This is a genomic window from Brachyspira alvinipulli ATCC 51933, from assembly GCF_000518245.1.
GTDB classification, from domain to species: domain Bacteria; phylum Spirochaetota; class Brachyspiria; order Brachyspirales; family Brachyspiraceae; genus Brachyspira; species Brachyspira alvinipulli.
Genome location: NZ_KI912402.1, coordinates 211,074 through 228,074, shown reverse-complemented (window position 1 = coordinate 228,074; position 17,001 = coordinate 211,074). Strand labels below are relative to the sequence as shown.

Genomic DNA, 17,001 nt, shown 5'->3' with positions numbered 1-17,001 from the left:
AAATAAAATTAATTACAACTTAAATAATTACTTAGGTTTAATGATAAATTTATCATTACTTTCATTAACTTCATAAAAATTACTATTATTAAAATCGTTTATAATACCATAAGCATTATTTTTTGGTAATATAAAAATCTTATTTTGATTTTTTATAAAATTATAAGCTCCAAAAGCGAATCTGCTTAATGAAGCTATTATATGATTGCATTTACTCATTAGATAAAAGTCTATATAACCCTTATCATTATCATTACCATCTACAAATTCATAATCAAAATTCGAAAAATCTTTTATATTATTTTTTACATAGTCCATATCATTAGAAAAAATAAAAAATTTAGGTTGTAATTGCCCTACTTCAGAAACAATAGTATTCATAGCATTCATAAAATAATTATTATCAATAGATTTAAACTCATTTGATAAATCTCCAAGCCTTATATGTATTGCAACAGGACATGAACAAGAAGTTATTTTTTTATATATATCAATATTTTTAGCATCCAATTTTGGAAACAAATATTTATCAAAATCAAATATACTATCAAACAATTCTTTATATTTTAAATAAACAGAAATTTCCATATATCTTGAAGTCAAATAAATATATCTTTTTTTGTACAAAAGACTGTTAAGCTCATTAATATTAAGAGGAAATAAAGTAAAATTAAACAAAGAAGAAAAAATATTTATTTCTTCTTCTGTAGCAATTTCAAAATGTATATTAGGAAAAACATTAGTTAATTCAAAATTTCTACTATTTTTACCAATATTATCCATACCATAATCTTTATACCATGAATTATCATATTTAACTTTTATATCATATTCTGTATTTATATATTTTCCAATAACATATGTGAGTAATTGATCTGTAAATCCTCCTGCCATCTTAATAATAACACATTCTGCCTTTTTGTTATCTATTGTATTATAATGATCTATAAAGTAGGATAATTTATTTTCTATATTATCATTCTTATTTACAATGTATGCAAGTATTTCTTCTACACTATTTCTAATTTTTTTAATTGGAATAAACCACACAAGATTTTTTATAGCATTTTCTATATTTTTATCCATTTATACAATTCCAAATAAAAGATTTCAAACAGAAATTTAATAACTTATAAAATTATATACCACCCAATATTTTTGTCAATAAAAAAGCATATAGACAAAAAATATCTATATGCTTTATTTATATAAAACTAATTATTACTTTTTAGTATAATCATAGAAACCTTTACCTGTTTTTTGACCAAGCATTCCTCCTCTAACCATTTTTCTAAGCAAAGCACTAGGTCTGTATTTAGGATCTCCTGTTTCTTTTTGTAGAACTTCCATAATAGCAAGAACTATATCAAGTCCTATTAAGTCTCCTAAAGCTAAAGGTCCCATAGGATGATTAGCACCTAATTTCATAGCATTATCAATACCTTCAGCAGAAGCAACACCCATAGCATATAAGTCAATAGCTTCATTAATCATAGGTACAAGTATACGGTTTACAACAAAACCAGCAGTTTCATTAACTTCTACAGGAGTTTTACCTATCTCTTCAGATATTTTTATAATTTTTTCAACAACATCTCTAGGAGTATTAAGTCCTGAAATAACCTCAACCAATTTCATAACAGGAGCAGGATTAAAGAAGTGCATACCTACAACAGGTCTTCCTATTCCAGCACCTATTTCTGTAATAGAGAGAGAAGAAGTATTAGATGAGAAAATACAATCTGGTTTACAAATAGTATGAAGTTCTTTGAAAGTTGTTTTCTTAACTTCCAAATTTTCAAAAGCAGCCTCAACTATTAAATCACAATCTTTACAAATATCTTTTAAACCAGTAGTAATTTTAGCTAAAATTTTATCCGCATCAGCTTGTTCCATTTTACCTTTAGCTACTCTTCCGGCAAAATTTTTAGCAATTCTATCCTTACCGCCTGCTGCAAATTCATCTTTTATATCACATAAGCAAACTTCATAACCTTCTGTTTGAGCAAAAGCCTGTGCTATACCAGAACCCATAGCACCAGCACCTATTACACCTACTTTCATTTTTAACTCCTTTTTTATTATGTAAAGCCATAAACTAGCTTACAATCAACTTCATAATCATAAGCTATAGTATATAGACTTATAAAATATTTATTTATTAACAAATTTTTCAATTTTTCTTTTTTCTAAGAAAGCTTTCATACCTTCTCTTTGATCTTCTGTTTCAAAACAATCCGCAAATAATTTTTCTTCTATAACAATAGCCTTATCCATATCAACTTGTACACCTTCATTAATAGCTTTTTTACTATTACGTACAGCAATAGGAGCAGCAGCAGCTATTGATGAAGCTAACTTTTCAGCAGCTGCCATAAGTTCACTTTGAGAATAAACAGCATTAACAAGTCCTATTCTCAATGCCTCATCAGCTTTAATATTTTTACCGGCATAAATCATTTGTTTAGCCATACTTATACCAACTATCCTAGGAAGTCTCTGAGTACCGCCAAAACCAGGGGTAATTCCTAAACCAACTTCCGGCTGACCAAATACTGCATTATCAGAACAAATACGTATATCACAGCTCATAGCTATTTCACATCCACCGCCTAAAGCAAAACCATTAATAGCAGCTATTACTGGTATAGGGAAAGTTTCTATTTTTCTAAATATATCATTTCCTTTCTTACCAAAAGCTTCTCCTTCTGCTTTAGTAGCTGTGCTCATCTCTGATATATCAGCACCAGCAACAAAAGATTTCTCTCCTGCTCCTGTTAATATCAAGCATCTTATATTGTTAATATCAATAGAATCAAAAGTTTTACTTATCTCATCTAAAACTTGCGAGTTTAAAGCATTTAGTGCTTTTTCTCTGTTGATAGTAATAATACCAATCATACCTTTTTCTTCATATTTTATGAATTCCATCTATATCTCCTTAAATTCAAGTTATTATCATTTAAATATAATTTTATATTAACCTTTGTATTAAAATCATAAATACAAAGGCAATATAAAATTAATAACCTTAAATTAAATAAGGTATTTACATTATTAAACAAACTCAAAACAATATTATATTAAAATATAAACTCAGAAAAAACTAAGCCTATTACACTATTCTCTCTCTACAATAGTAGCACAACCCATACCGCCGCCAATACAAAGAGTAGCAAGACCTCTTTTAGAATTTTTAGCTTCCATTTCATGAAGCAAAGTAACTAGGATTCTGCATCCAGAAGCACCTACTGGGTGTCCTAAAGCTATAGCTCCTCCATTAGGATTAAGCTGCTTTTCTACATCTATACCTAGTTCTTTACCAACTGCAACTGACTGAGCAGCAAAAGCCTCATTAGATTCAATGATATCAAAATCTTTAATAGTTAATCCTGTTTTAGCCATCAATTTTTTAGTAGCTGCAACCGGTCCTATACCCATAATTCTAGGCTCAACCCCTCCTAAACCGCCTGCAATCCAAGTAGCCATAGGTTTAATACCTAATTCTTTAGCTTTTTCTTCACTCATAACAACAACCGCTGCAGCTCCGTCATTAATACTAGAAGAATTACCTGCAGTTACTTTTCCGCCATCCGGTTTGAATGCTGGTTTTAATTTAGCTAAAGTTTCTACTGTAGTACCTGCTCTAGGACCTTCATCCTTATCAAAAACTATGTCACCTTTTTTAGTTTTTATTGTAACCGGTACTATTTCTTTATTGAAAGCCCCAGATTCCTGAGCTTTAATAGCTTTCTGCTGAGAATTAGCAGCAAATGCATCCAATTCTTCGCGTGTAAGTTTCCAATCATCACAAATATTTTCTGCTGTTATACCCATATGATAATTATTAAATGCATCCCAAAGAGCATCATTAACCATAGTATCTATTACTGTGTTATTACCCATTCTATATCCATAACGTGCATTTTTAAGAGCATAAGGAGCTAACGACATATTTTCTGTACCGCCTGCAACAACTATGTCAGCATTACCTGATGCTATCATATTAGCAGCCATATTAACAGCATCGAGTCCGGAACCGCATACAACATTAATTGTCATAGCTGGTACCTCCACAGGAAGTCCTGCTTTTATTGAACATTGACGTGCAACATTTTGTCCTAATGATGCTTGTATTACACAACCCATATATACCATATCTACTTGATTTGGTACAACTTTTGCTCTATTTAAAGCTTCTTTTATCACTATTGAACCCAATTCAGCAGCAGGAACTGTACTTAAAGATCCACCCATGCTTCCTATTGCTGTACGGCATGCACTTGCTATAACTATTTTTCTAAACATATTCTAATCTCCAAAAAATTATAAATTGTACCGCATTTCTATTTATAATATTAATACGTTGTTTTTAGTATAGTACATTTTTTTTTCAATTTCAATTAAATATTATATTTTTTTATTATACCTAACTACAGTATAGGATATAACAAATAATTTACTTATGTATATAATAACATGATATTCATTTTTATTAATTTATATGGTAATATATATCAAAAAAATTAGTATAGTTTAACGATTATGAATAAAAATATAATGAAATTACCTCAATCTGTAGCTAACCGTATAGCTGCTGGAGAAGTTATAGAAAGACCTGCATCAATGCTTAAAGAACTGCTTGAAAATGCTGTGGATTCTGGAGCTGATAATATTGAAGTATCTGTAGAAGAAGCAGGTATTAAATCTATGATTGTAGAAGACAATGGAAACGGAATACGTTTTGATGAGCTTCCTCTTGCTGTTACTCATCATGCAACAAGCAAAATACACTCAATAGAAGATTTAGATTCAATATATACACTTGGATTTAGAGGCGAGGCTTTAGCATCTATATCGGATGTTACGAATTTAGAAATTGTCTCCAAAAACATAGATGAAGATAATGGAGGAAAAATAATAATTGAAGGCGGTAAAATAATAGAACATAAACCTGCCGCTGCTTCGCAGGGTACAAAAATCATAGCTAAAAATCTATTCTTTAATATTCCTGCAAGATATAAATTCTTAAAACATATTTCAAGAGAGTTTTTCTTAGTTAAAGAAGTTTTTGATATGGAAGCATTAGTTCAGCCTAAAATATCTATGAAATTAAAAAATAATGGTAAGGTTGTAAGTTCATATATAAAAGTTGATACTCTAAAAGAAAGAATAGAAAATTATCTATCTGACAGCAATGTATTTAGAAATTTAATAGAAATTGAAATAGAAAAAGATGATGTATTAATATACGGTTTATTTTCAAATTCTAAAATAAGCCAATCTATGAGAAAGAATAATTTTATATTCTTAAATAACAGACCTATAGAAAATAGAGTTCTTGCTTATGCTATAAAAAATGCATATTCAAATGCCATACCTAAAGAGAGATATCCTTTCTTTTTCCTATACATAAATATTGACAGCAGTAAAATAGATGTAAATGTTCACCCTAGTAAAAAGGAAGTAAGAATAAAAAATGAAAGAGAGATTTCAGGAATACTATATAACACTATAGTAAACAATATAAATTCTGGCAACAACTTTGATTCTGTTAATATAGAAATTGATCTTGATAAAGATATCACCCCTACATTTCCTATGCAGCAGAATAATAATTACAATACATATAATACCTCAAACTATAATACCGAATCAGCAAGTGAAATAAAATATGATAATACAAGCTATTCAAATAATAGTTATAATAAAAATGATTTAAATGTAGAAAACAATGATAATATAAATGACAATATAATAGAAGAAAACAATATTAATAAAGAAATAAATTTAAATAACAATAATTTTACCTACAATAATATAGAATTTGGAGAGTATACAAGGGCCATAGGACAGGTATTTTCATCATATATAGTAGCTGAGCGCGGAGGAGAAATGTATATAATAGATCAGCATGCCGCTTATGAAAGGCTCAATTATGAAAGAATATACAAAACTCTTATGTCAAAAAAAATAGAATATGAAAAACTCCTTATACCTTGTGAAATTGAGTACAGAGATTATGAAATTGATATTTTAAATGCCTCAAAAGAATCTATAGAATCATTAGGAATAAAATTTGAAGCCAATTCAAAACATAGCATTATAATAGAAGATATACCAATATACATTCCTAGAAATCAAAAAATAGAAAAAATCATAAAAGACATTTTGGATATATACATTTCAAAGGGCGACAATAACAATTTAGAAAAAGTTATAAAACATACCTGCTCTACTATATCATGCAAATATTCTCCAAAGGCTGGAGATAAACTTTCAAACAGCGATATGCAGACATTGCTTGATTTGCTTGAAGAAGAAAATATACTTACAAACTGCCCTCATGGAAGGCCTTTTGTATTAAGGCTCTCAAAAGAATATTTAGATAAAAAATTCTTTAGATAATACTATTTTTTATTATTCTTCTTTTATTGCTATTAATAAAAACTATACAGGAATAAAGTCATTCTAATTGACAAAGTATAATCATTAATATATAATCCTGTATATACTTAGGGGGTATATATGAAAAATATTATTTACATTATTTCTATTTTTGTTTTAATAGCCTGCGGCGGCGGTAACAGCGGCAATACTAAACAAACAGAAAATACTCAAACTAATCAAACTCAAACAAATGAACAAGTATATATTAATCCAACAACTACAAATACTAATGAATATGTTCAAGTTACAAAAATGTATCCTATGTATTCTCAGACTTTCTTTTTAGCTGTACAATATAATAACATAGAAGGAGTTAAATCATATTTAGATAAAGGAGCAAATCCAAATGCTCAAGATGAATACGGTTTTACAGCATTAATGTACGCTGCTTTAATGGGATATGATGATATAGCAAAATTACTTATAGAAGAAGGTACTGATGTCAATATTAAAGATAATGCAGGTGCTACAGCATTAATGTATGCTGCTAGAGATACAAATTATGAAATGGTTGAATTTTTATTAAAAAATGGTGCTGATGTAAATATTAGAGATACATCAGGAGAAACTGCATTATATTATAGTATTCAGCATGATAGTTTCGGACAAGAAAATGCTATAAAAATACTTAATTTATTAATAAAATACGGTGCTGATGTAAATACTAAAGACAATGATGGAACATCCCTCCTTGATGTATCCTATAGAATTTCAGAATCTTTTGATAAAAATAAAGAAATGTTTAAAATATTAGTAGAAAATGGTTTTGATTTAGAGTCAAGAATAAAGACGGGTAGATCTGATTATGATTATACTCCTTTAATGATAGCAGCTTTAAGAAATGATTATGATATGGTTAAATATTTGCTTGATAAAGGTGCCAATCCTAATACAGCAAATAATGAAAACAAAACAGCTTTAACGATTGCTAATGATTATGGAAAATTTGATATTTCAAAATTACTTATACAACAAGGTGCAAATATAAACACACAAGATGAACACGGTCTTACAGCATTAATGAACGCTGCTATGATAGGAGACTATGAAATGGTTAAATTTTTATTAGAACAAGGTGCCAATATAAATACTAAAGACAATGATGGAAACACTGTATTATATTATAATATTCGCTATGATCATTACGAAAAAGAAGAAAAACTAGAAAATGCTAAAAAAATATTTAATTTATTAATAAAATATGGTGCTGATGTAAATACTAAAGACAATGATGGAGCATCACTTCTTGATACAGCTTATACAACAGCATTGGCACTAAATATAGAAATGTTTAAAGTATTAGTAGAAAATGGTTTTGACTTAGAATCAAGAATAAAGTGTGTGGAGAATTCTGATTATGATTATACTCCTTTAATGATAGCAGCTTTAAGAAATGACTATGATATGGTTAAATTTTTGGTTGAAAAAGGTGCTGATGTAAATGCCAAAACACATTCTGAACATAGCTCAGTAGAAACTCCCCTATTACTCTCATTAGATAATGAACATCCTGACTATAGATATTATTATTATAAAAATGAAAATTCATCTGTTGCAGAATTTTTAATAAATAATGGTGCAGATATAAATGTAACAAATGAGGATGGAGAAACACCTTTAATGTATGCTTCCAAACTTCATAATATAAAAATGGTAGAACTTCTAATACAAAAAGGGGCAAATATAAATGCTTTCGATGATTATGGAAATACAGCCTTAATGTATGGTGTAAATAATTTAGAAACAGTAAAATTATTAGTTGAAAACGGTGCTGATGTAAACTCTCAGAAAGGAGGAAGTACTGCTTTAATATTAGCATGTAAGCCTCGTAGGGGAAGAAATATAGATGTAATAAAATATTTAGTTTCAAAAGATGCTGATATAAATGCACAAGATCATCAAGGAGACACAGCTTTAAATAAAACTTTTTATCATTTAAATGAAGGCAGTATTGATATACTAGACTTTGAAATAGCTAATTTTTTAATAGAGCAAGGTGCTGATGTAAACATAAAGAATGAAAACCAATATACTCCTTTGATATATCTTGGTATGCTTGAAGGTAATTTTAATAATATAAGTTTTCAGGAAAATCGTATAAAATTAGCTAAAGTTTTATTAGAAAAAGGTGCAGATATTAATGCTCAAGATTATAATGGATACACTTCTTTAATTTGGGCTTGTTCAAGAAAAGTTGATGAACCATATGTTAAATTTCTAGTAGAAAAAGGAGCCGATGTAAATATAGAAAATGACTATGGAGATACTGCTTTAGATATGGCAGAGAATCTTAAACTTAGAGAAATTGCAGATATTCTAAAAAAAGCTCAAAGAAACAGAAAATAAATTTTTATGCTAAAAATGTTACATTTACCTTATGCATTATATATTGTAAAAGATAAGCATATTAAAAAATTTAATCAATTATAATTTTTAAAGAAGCTAATACTTATAGTCAATCTATAGGCTATAAATAAATAAAAAATTTTTAATAAATTCCATTTTATTATATAATATAAACAATGTTTTAAATATGATATTTAGGATTTATTAATATGAACAAAATAGAAAGCTATTTTTTACAGCAAAATAAAATAAAATTCTCAAATGTTGTTTGTAATTCTCATAGCAAGAAAATAATATTAAGAAATCCATCAAAAATAATAAAAAAGCAAAGCGGTAAGGATATTAATATAATGAAAGAAATAAAAGATGAAGAATTAAAAAAAATATACAGCGAAGTTGAAAAATGTATGAAATGCGAGGCTTTATGCAATAGCAGATTGAATGTTGTATTCGGACGCGGAAATGAAAAGCCTGATATAGTATTTGTAGGAGAAGCTCCAGGAGCTGATGAGGATAAGCAAGGACTTCCTTTTGTAGGCAGAGGCGGAAAATTATTAGATAAATGGATTGAGCAGCTTAATATCGATAAAGAGCCATATTACATTATGAATGCTTTAAAATGCAGACCTCCTGAAAATAGAGATCCTTTACCTGAAGAAAAGAAAAACTGCAGAGATTTTTTTGTAAAACAGCTGCAAATACTTAATCCAAAAATAATATGTGCTTTGGGAAGGCATGGATTTGGTAATTTAATAGATTTTGATTTAAAAACACCTTTTGGAAAAGCTAGAAATAAAGTTCATTATTATAATAACAATGGAAAAGATGTAGCAGTTATAGCAACATATCATCCTGCATATATTTTAAGAAATCAGAAAGAGGAACAAAAAGTAATAGATGATTTGAATTTTATGCTTGAAGAATTAAAAAAGATAAGAAATAGCTGAATTATAATTTCTAATATTTTTTATTAATTAATATAACTAAAACTTGGGGGGATATGAAAACAAAGTATTTAATTCTAATATTTGTAATGTACAGTTATTTACTTCCTGACCTATTTAGTGAAAATATATATTATGATAGCGAAAATGAAGAAAATAATGTATTCAACAATTCAAATATTCCAAAAAAACCTAGTGTATTTGATTATATAACAGATGATAATAAACTAATATATATTATAGAAAAAATTGACAGATATTTAGAAAATGACGGCGATATTAATATAACAAATGAAAATGGAAACACTTTATTAATGGAAGCCGTTTCAATAGGTTATTATGACTTAGCTGACTACCTTATAGAAAAAAAGGCTGATATATCAATAACAAACGCTAAAGGTGAGAATGCATTAATATTATCTGCTAATTATCCATATATACTAAATCTTCTTATAAATAATAATGGAGATGTTAACGCTTCTGACAACAGTGGAAAAACAGCTCTTCATTATGCTTGTTCAGCAGGTGATTTATATTCTGTAAAATTGCTTATAAAAAGTGGTGCTGATATACATAAAAGGGATATATTAGGTAAAACTATACTTATGTACGCTGTCGAAAATGAAAATATTGAGCTTATAAAGTATTTAGTTGAAAATGTAAAGGTAGATATTAATGAAAAAGATGATTGGGGACAGAATGCCATATTCTTTGCCACAAAAATAGAAATAGCTAGATATTTAATTTATAATGATATAAACTATACAGAAACAAACTCCATAGGTTTAAAAGCTTATGAAGTTATGAAATATAATGGATATATTAATGTATCTACATATTTAAAAAAATTAGAAAAAAGATAATAACTATTATAAAAATATCTTTAAGGATTTTTTTTATAAACCGAGAATATTTACAGCATATTGGAGTTTATATGAATATTAAGGTTATTTTACTCTTTGTTACTATAAATATATTGCTTTTCGCTCAATATACATCTACAACTAATAATAATATATTAGTTAATACTGGGGAAGGAAGGGTTGATTATACAACATATACAATATATGCTGATGCAACTGCTGATTTTGTAACAGATAGCCGTTTGCATCCTGAAGCATTATTAATATTACAGCAGCAGGCTGAAGAAGAAACTGTAAAAACATTGTATGATACATTAGGCAATATACCTATAGACAGTGATGATACAATATACAATATCATAGAAAACAATATGGTTTTAAAAGAAAAAGTTGTAAGTTCTATAAATAATGCTAGACTTGTAGGAATATCATATCCCACTAGAACAAGCGTAAAAGTTCTTATGGCTTTGGATATGACAACAAATAATTTGATGGCAGATCTTGTAAATAATATAAATGTATATAAGACAGATCCAATTATAACATATTTTGATACTGGTACCGATTATGATAGTCTTGTAATAGATGCTAGGAATATAGGTTTTACACCATCGTTATTCCCTACAGTATATGATGAAGACGGAAACGAAATATACAGCATAGCTTATATAAATAAGGCTATAGCAGCTACAAACGGTTATATTACATATTCTACAAATTCATTCCTAACTAATGGAAATATCACTAATATAGTAGGTCAAAAACCATATAATGTAGTTGCTTGGAGATCTAGAGGCAGACTTGCAAGTGACCTAGTAATAGGAAATGAGGATGCAAGTATTATAATGAGCAGTGCTAAATTAAAGAATGCTATAAAAAATTGCAAAGTTATATTTATAATTGATTAATTTTCTATTCATTTTTTTTGAAAATATGATATATTATCAATAATTAATATATTAAGGCATTTTTCAATGTGTGTTAGGGAAAATTATATAGATGATATTTTTAAAAATCATGCTTATAAAGAAAGTATAAAAAAATACGTATTTAATGAAATTGACAGCATAGATTTTAATCCTAATGAAGTAATATATAGTATGTCAAATGATCATAATATATATTCAAAACTATTAGATATATATTCAGAAAATAAAAATGATGAATCTATATTAAGATTGTTTAAAGTAATATCTTTGCATTATGTAGAAAATATATATATCTTTGAAATACTAATAATAAATATGATATCAGGTATTGGTATAAAAGAAGCTCTATTAAAATGCATATCATTAGAAAAAATTAATAATTGGAATAGAGAATATAAAAAACATTCATATAGTATAAATCCTATATCTAATGAAATTATGAATGCTAAAATGCACATATCTATTTATTATTACTATGCACAAAAATATTTTCCTAAAGAAACTGATGAATATATAGAAAGTATATGCAATTCTAACATTGATGAAATAATAGAAGAGTATAAAGACAATATATTAATTGCTTTAATGGCAATATCTATAAAAATATATTATGGTGATTATGAAAAGATAGAAAAGATATTAGAATATTTAGATAAAGTTAATTATTTAGATTATATGTTATCTTTATTGTTAATAATAGATTTAGATGATAATATAAAAAATAAATTTATAGAATTACTTGAAAATAATATTCTCAATAAAAATAATGATTTGCTTGTAAATTTAGCTTACTTGATAAGAATATTCTTCCTAATAAGAAAAAACTTTAGCAAAAAATTAGAAAACAAAAGTTTTAATGAATTTATTAATTATTTAGAACAGCTTAATATGCCTAAATACTTTGTATTCCTAATTGAATACCTAGATTATAATATATTAGTAAATTCTAACAAAATTTTTGACGGAGTTAAAATTCTTTATGAAAATGACAAAACTTCATTCTATGAATTATATGAAATATTAAAGCATGTTAATATTCCATATATAATAGAATTAAAAGTTATACTAACATGTATTCTATTAATAATGAATGATGAAAATGCTGATATGACCATATTAGATAATAATATAGATTATTTTATAGACAATATAAAAAAGGACTTAGAAAAAGTTTATAAAATAAAATCTGATAATATATTTGAATTATTATCAAATGAGAAAATTGACAAATATGATTTATCCATTGAATTAAGCAACGATATAATATTTTCAACAAAAATAATAGTTATAATGTATGATTATAATGAAAATGCAAGAAAAGTTGTAAGAGCTTTATTGAAATCATTGCCGTATAATTTGGCAATTCCAATAATGATAAAAGAAAGAAAGCAATTTCTTAATATAAAACTTAAAGAAATATTAGAATATTTACAAGGATATGAATTAGATTTAAAAGATTTGATAATTACATATTTATTTACTTATCCTATGTATATATTCAAACCTAAATACATATTAAATATAGTTAATAAAAATACGGATCACATAGTAAGTATGTTTAATGATAAAGTATTTTTAAAAGCTGTTTCATATAAAAGTTATGCATTGATAGACTTTTTAGAACTTTTATATAATAAAGATAAAGCAGGATTAACTAATTATTCTATTTTATGCTACATACTTCATTTAAAGAATAAAGATATTATAAAATGTGCATTAAATTTGATAGAAAAAGATGAATATAACTCAAGAAGCTATGTAGAAAACAGTATACATGCATATAGAGAAGATGTACAATTTGAATTAAAACGTATAATAAAAAAATGGAATTATAATAGAAAAGGATTTAAATTCAATTCCATAGATGAAATAAATCAATATATTGATGATTACTATGAAGAAAAATATGAGCATTTGATTGATTTTATAGATGAATCTTTAATAAGCAATGTGTTGATGAAAAAAGATAATAATATAAAAGTTCCATCAAAAGTATTAAAATATATATTATTAGAGTATATGTTTCTTGAAGAACCATACAGAATAAAAGATGCTGACAGTATGATAGCTATATTTGATATAAATTCTGTTAGAAATACTTTTGAAAATATATATAGATATTGGATTGATAATGGCTCAAAAGAAGAACATAAAAATATAATTATACCATATTGTATTTATGGTAATTATAATCAAATAGTAAGTATATATGACAGAATAGAATATTGGCATGATAATTTCAAATCATCTTTAGCTTCATACATAGTACCTGCAATAGCAATGAACGGTGATAAATTTGCTTTGATGATTATAAACAATATAATATATATGTCTAAAAACAAAAAATTAAAAAATGCTGCAAAAGAATCATTCAAAAAAGCAGCAGAATGTCTAGGAGTTCCTGTAGACAATTTATTCGATAAAGTTCTTCCAAATTTGGGATTTAATATAGAGAGAAATAAAAAAATATCTTATGGGGATAGAAGCTTCACATTGCAGCTTTTAAGCGATGCATATTTAGAAATTATAGATAATACTAATCATAGAATATTGAAAGAACTTCCTGAAGTAGAAGAAGGCGATGATAAACAAAAGGTTGAAGAAGCTAGAAAAATATTGCTAGAAACTAAAAATGCACTTGAAGCAATTATTGTATATCAGAAACAGAAATTGAAAAAAGTGCTTTTAAATGGCAGAAAATGGGATTATCAAACATTTTTTGAAGTTTTTGTAGAAAATCCTGTTATGCAGTATTTCACTTTGGCATTCGTTTGGGGAGTATATGATGAGGATGGCAATTTAATAGATTCATTTAGATATATGGAAGACGGTTCATTATCTTCTATAGATGAAGACTTATATGAACTTCCTAAAGAAACACATTCTAAAAATTACATAACTTTATTCCATCCAGTAGATGCTGACGAAGAATATACAAAAAAATGGGCTAAACAAATAGACTTATATGAAATAAATCAGCCTATAGAGCAGATACAATTAGAAAGATATATTTTAGAAGAAAAACATGTTGAAAATAATGCTATGATGGCATTTCATGGTAAAAAAATATCAGAAAAATACATAAAAGAATTATCTAAAGATTTAGAAATAAAAATAAACTATTATAATGAAAATGTATCTTATTACATACTAGATGATATATTGAAAATAGTATGCGAAATTAACTGTATAGCTTATGATGAAGATATAATAATAGACAACATAAAATTTTATAAACTTGAGGAACATAATTTATTTAAAACATTAATAGATCCTTTTGCTATTCCTCCTAGATTTATAAGTACTATTTTACATTATTTAGAGCTTGGGTTTTATGATTAAAAATTATGGCATTATCAACTAATACATCAACAAGAACAGCTATAAAAAATGATTTAAGATTAAATTATCAAACTAAGCTTTGGCTTGATGTAATATCAATGCCTGCAATAGAACTCAAAGAGAAAATAGAAAAGACAATGGAAGAAAATCCATTTTTAGAATATGATGTAAAAGAGTTTAAAAATTCAAAATCATCTTCTTTAGATATTGATTCTATAATAGAAAATACAGCCCAAAATGATAAAGAAAGCCTATTTTCACATTTAAAAAGCCAATTAGAAATAATACTTAATGATAAAAAAGATATAGAACTTGCAGAGCATATATGCAGTTTCATAAATCAAGACGGATACTTAACTAATAGCTATGATGAAATATCAAATACATTAAATGCAGATATACAAAAAGTTGAAAAAATAGTATCTATATTAAAAACATTAGATCCTATAGGAGTAGCTGCCAAAAATATAAATGAATGCTTATCAATACAGCTTAAATTCAAAAAGCAGGAAAGTAAAGAAGGAGATAAAAAGATATTCGACATAGCCATACAAATAGTAGAAAATTATTTGGATGAACTATCTAAAAAAAATTACAAATATATAGCATCTAATATAGGAGCAGAAGAAGACGATATATTAAAAGCTCTTAAATTAATACAAACTTTAGAACCATACCCAGCAAGAGAATATGATACTTCTATGATAAAATATATAGTGCCCGAATTATTTATTTTTAAAGAAAATGATGTATGGATTGTAAAAACAGATGAAACATTTATCGCCCCCTTGAAAATTAGTAAAAAATATATTAAACTATTAAATATAGAAAAAAATAAAGATAGTGTAAACTTTTTGAAAGAAAAGAAAAGAGAGGCTGAAAGTTTAATCAATGCATCAAATGAAAGAAAAAAAACATTGTTAAAAATAGGAGAAAATCTGCTTAAGCTTCAAATTGATTTTTTTGAGTATGGAAAAGAGTTTATAAAGCCATTAACTTTAAAAGATATGTCTTTAGAAGTTAATTTAAGCGAATCTACTATAAGTAGAATAGCTAACGGCAAATATCTTAATACGGTTTGGGGTACTTTTTCTATAAAATATTTTTTCTCTAGAGCTATAAATGGCGGGCTTGGTTCTAGATCTGTGAAAGAAATTATTAAAAGAATTATAGAAAATTCTCCAGCAAAATTGAGTGATGAAAAGATTAGATTGATACTTAAAAGTGAGGGAATAGAAATTTCCAGAAGAACTGTTGCAAAATACAGAAAAAGTATGAATATTCTATCATCAAGGTTTAGATAAAGTACAAGGAGATTTTATGCATCAAAATATTATTGGAAAGAATGTAAGAATCACTAAAAATGTTAAAGAGCATATAGCAAATAAGATGCAAAATATCAAAATTCATGCTGACAGAATAATAGATGCTAATATTATATGTGAGCATATGCATGGAGAATATACAGTACAAGGTACTATAGCTTTCGGAAAAAAAGTTTTCCATGATAAAGAAAAAGAAAAAGATTTATATGTAGCAATAGATGCTATGTTCCAAAAAATAGAAAGAGAAATAAGAAAATCTAAAGAAAGAAATATAGATAGAAGTCAAAGAGCAGTAGTTGATAAAAGTATTCAAACTGACGATGATGATGAAAATACTTATTCTATTAATTCTGTAGGAATATATGAAAAGCCTTTAGATGAATTGGATGCTGTACTTCATTTTAATGCTGATAAAAAACCTTATATGGCATACTTACCTATTAAACAAGGAGAAGACTTATACAGCATTAAAATCGGAAAATACCCTGTTTTCTTATTCAAAGGTGATGATAACAAAGTATTGGAAATATATCATAATGATGAATATTGGAACATAGATGAGGTAAGCGTAACTTCTGACAACAATATAGATGCAAGTAAAAGTGAAACTTACCTAATTAAAGAATATAATGTTAGTGAAGCTGTTAATTATTTAACAGATAACCCTGATAAAAAATTTGTTGTTTACATAAGCAGCATAACAGAACAAGCAGAAGCTGTATATAAAGAATCAAATAATTCGTTTGTATTGATAAGAATTTTTGATATTTAATAAAAACATAATTACAAACCATTTTGGAGG

12 protein-coding genes are annotated in these 17,001 nt (G+C 26.6%); 8 read left to right on the top strand and 4 right to left on the bottom strand.

The annotated features are described in order from the left end of the window. Positions 1 to 27 precede the first annotated feature (27 nt). From T324_RS0105850 to T324_RS0105835, 4 genes are all read right to left on the bottom strand, one after another. A complete protein-coding gene (locus T324_RS0105850; RefSeq protein ID WP_028329381.1) occupies positions 28 to 1,086 on the bottom strand; it encodes an alpha-1,2-fucosyltransferase in 1,059 nt (352 codons plus the stop codon). Between the two features lie 135 nt (positions 1,087 to 1,221). Continuing rightward, positions 1,222 to 2,064, bottom strand: coding sequence for a 3-hydroxyacyl-CoA dehydrogenase family protein (locus T324_RS0105845; RefSeq protein WP_028329380.1), 843 nt, complete (start codon positions 2,062 to 2,064; stop codon positions 1,222 to 1,224). A 90-nt stretch (positions 2,065 to 2,154) separates the two neighbouring features. Continuing rightward, positions 2,155 to 2,931 (bottom strand): enoyl-CoA hydratase-related protein, encoded by a 777-nt coding sequence (locus T324_RS0105840; RefSeq protein WP_028329379.1) that lies wholly within the window; start codon positions 2,929 to 2,931, stop codon positions 2,155 to 2,157. A gap of 189 nt (positions 2,932 to 3,120) precedes the next feature. Beyond that, positions 3,121 to 4,308, bottom strand: a complete 1,188-nt coding sequence (locus T324_RS0105835) for an acetyl-CoA C-acetyltransferase (protein ID WP_028329378.1) — start codon at positions 4,306 to 4,308, stop codon at positions 3,121 to 3,123. Between the two features lie 237 nt (positions 4,309 to 4,545). On the opposite strand from T324_RS0105835, the gene mutL reads away from it, so the two are divergent. The 8 genes from mutL to hpf all read left to right on the top strand — a co-directional run bounded on the left by mutL (position 4,546) and on the right by hpf (position 16,971). Beyond that, positions 4,546 to 6,408 (top strand): DNA mismatch repair endonuclease MutL, encoded by a 1,863-nt coding sequence (gene mutL, locus T324_RS0105830; RefSeq protein ID WP_028329377.1) that lies wholly within the window; start codon positions 4,546 to 4,548, stop codon positions 6,406 to 6,408. A gap of 120 nt (positions 6,409 to 6,528) precedes the next feature. Next, positions 6,529 to 8,796 carry an ankyrin repeat domain-containing protein gene (locus T324_RS0105825; RefSeq protein ID WP_028329376.1) on the top strand — a complete coding sequence of 756 codons (2,268 nt, stop codon included), beginning with the start codon at positions 6,529 to 6,531 and terminating at the stop codon, positions 8,794 to 8,796. A 209-nt stretch (positions 8,797 to 9,005) separates the two neighbouring features. Further along, a complete protein-coding gene (locus T324_RS0105820) occupies positions 9,006 to 9,743 on the top strand; it encodes a uracil-DNA glycosylase (protein ID WP_028329375.1) in 738 nt (245 codons plus the stop codon). 86 nt (positions 9,744 to 9,829) lie between these two features. Next, positions 9,830 to 10,603 carry an ankyrin repeat domain-containing protein gene (locus T324_RS0105815; RefSeq protein WP_038375098.1) on the top strand — a complete coding sequence of 258 codons (774 nt, stop codon included), beginning with the start codon at positions 9,830 to 9,832 and terminating at the stop codon, positions 10,601 to 10,603. Positions 10,604 to 10,674: 71 nt separating this feature from the next. Further along, positions 10,675 to 11,511, top strand: coding sequence for a hypothetical protein (locus T324_RS0105810; protein WP_028329373.1), 837 nt, complete (start codon positions 10,675 to 10,677; stop codon positions 11,509 to 11,511). 66 nt (positions 11,512 to 11,577) lie between these two features. Beyond that, entirely contained in the window at positions 11,578 to 14,874 is a 3,297-nt protein-coding gene (locus T324_RS0105805; RefSeq protein ID WP_028329372.1) for a DUF4132 domain-containing protein, read from the top strand. A gap of 5 nt (positions 14,875 to 14,879) precedes the next feature. Next, complete coding sequence (gene rpoN, locus T324_RS0105800) at positions 14,880 to 16,178, top strand: RNA polymerase factor sigma-54 (protein ID WP_028329371.1); 1,299 nt, start codon at positions 14,880 to 14,882, stop codon at positions 16,176 to 16,178. A gap of 16 nt (positions 16,179 to 16,194) precedes the next feature. Beyond that, the gene (gene hpf, locus T324_RS0105795; RefSeq protein WP_028329370.1) at positions 16,195 to 16,971 is read left to right on the top strand and encodes a ribosome hibernation-promoting factor, HPF/YfiA family; all 777 of its coding nucleotides are present in this window, start codon (positions 16,195 to 16,197) and stop codon (positions 16,969 to 16,971) included. The last annotated feature ends 30 nt before the right edge of the window (positions 16,972 to 17,001 follow it).

What these genes read in the sequence shown, in the direction of transcription:
- T324_RS0105850 (WP_028329381.1), bottom strand. Translation starts at nt 1,086, where the DNA reads ATGGATAAAAATATAGAAAATGCTATAAAAAATCTTGTGTGGTTTATT.
- T324_RS0105845 (WP_028329380.1), bottom strand. Translation starts at nt 2,064, where the DNA reads ATGAAAGTAGGTGTAATAGGTGCTGGTGCTATGGGTTCTGGTATAGCA.
- T324_RS0105840 (WP_028329379.1), bottom strand. Translation starts at nt 2,931, where the DNA reads ATGGAATTCATAAAATATGAAGAAAAAGGTATGATTGGTATTATTACT.
- T324_RS0105835 (WP_028329378.1), bottom strand. Translation starts at nt 4,308, where the DNA reads ATGTTTAGAAAAATAGTTATAGCAAGTGCATGCCGTACAGCAATAGGA.
- mutL (WP_028329377.1), top strand. Translation starts at nt 4,546, where the DNA reads ATGAATAAAAATATAATGAAATTACCTCAATCTGTAGCTAACCGTATA.
- T324_RS0105825 (WP_028329376.1), top strand. Translation starts at nt 6,529, where the DNA reads ATGAAAAATATTATTTACATTATTTCTATTTTTGTTTTAATAGCCTGC.
- T324_RS0105820 (WP_028329375.1), top strand. Translation starts at nt 9,006, where the DNA reads ATGAACAAAATAGAAAGCTATTTTTTACAGCAAAATAAAATAAAATTC.
- T324_RS0105815 (WP_038375098.1), top strand. Translation starts at nt 9,830, where the DNA reads ATGTACAGTTATTTACTTCCTGACCTATTTAGTGAAAATATATATTAT.
- T324_RS0105810 (WP_028329373.1), top strand. Translation starts at nt 10,675, where the DNA reads ATGAATATTAAGGTTATTTTACTCTTTGTTACTATAAATATATTGCTT.
- T324_RS0105805 (WP_028329372.1), top strand. Translation starts at nt 11,578, where the DNA reads ATGTGTGTTAGGGAAAATTATATAGATGATATTTTTAAAAATCATGCT.
- rpoN (WP_028329371.1), top strand. Translation starts at nt 14,880, where the DNA reads ATGGCATTATCAACTAATACATCAACAAGAACAGCTATAAAAAATGAT.
- hpf (WP_028329370.1), top strand. Translation starts at nt 16,195, where the DNA reads ATGCATCAAAATATTATTGGAAAGAATGTAAGAATCACTAAAAATGTT.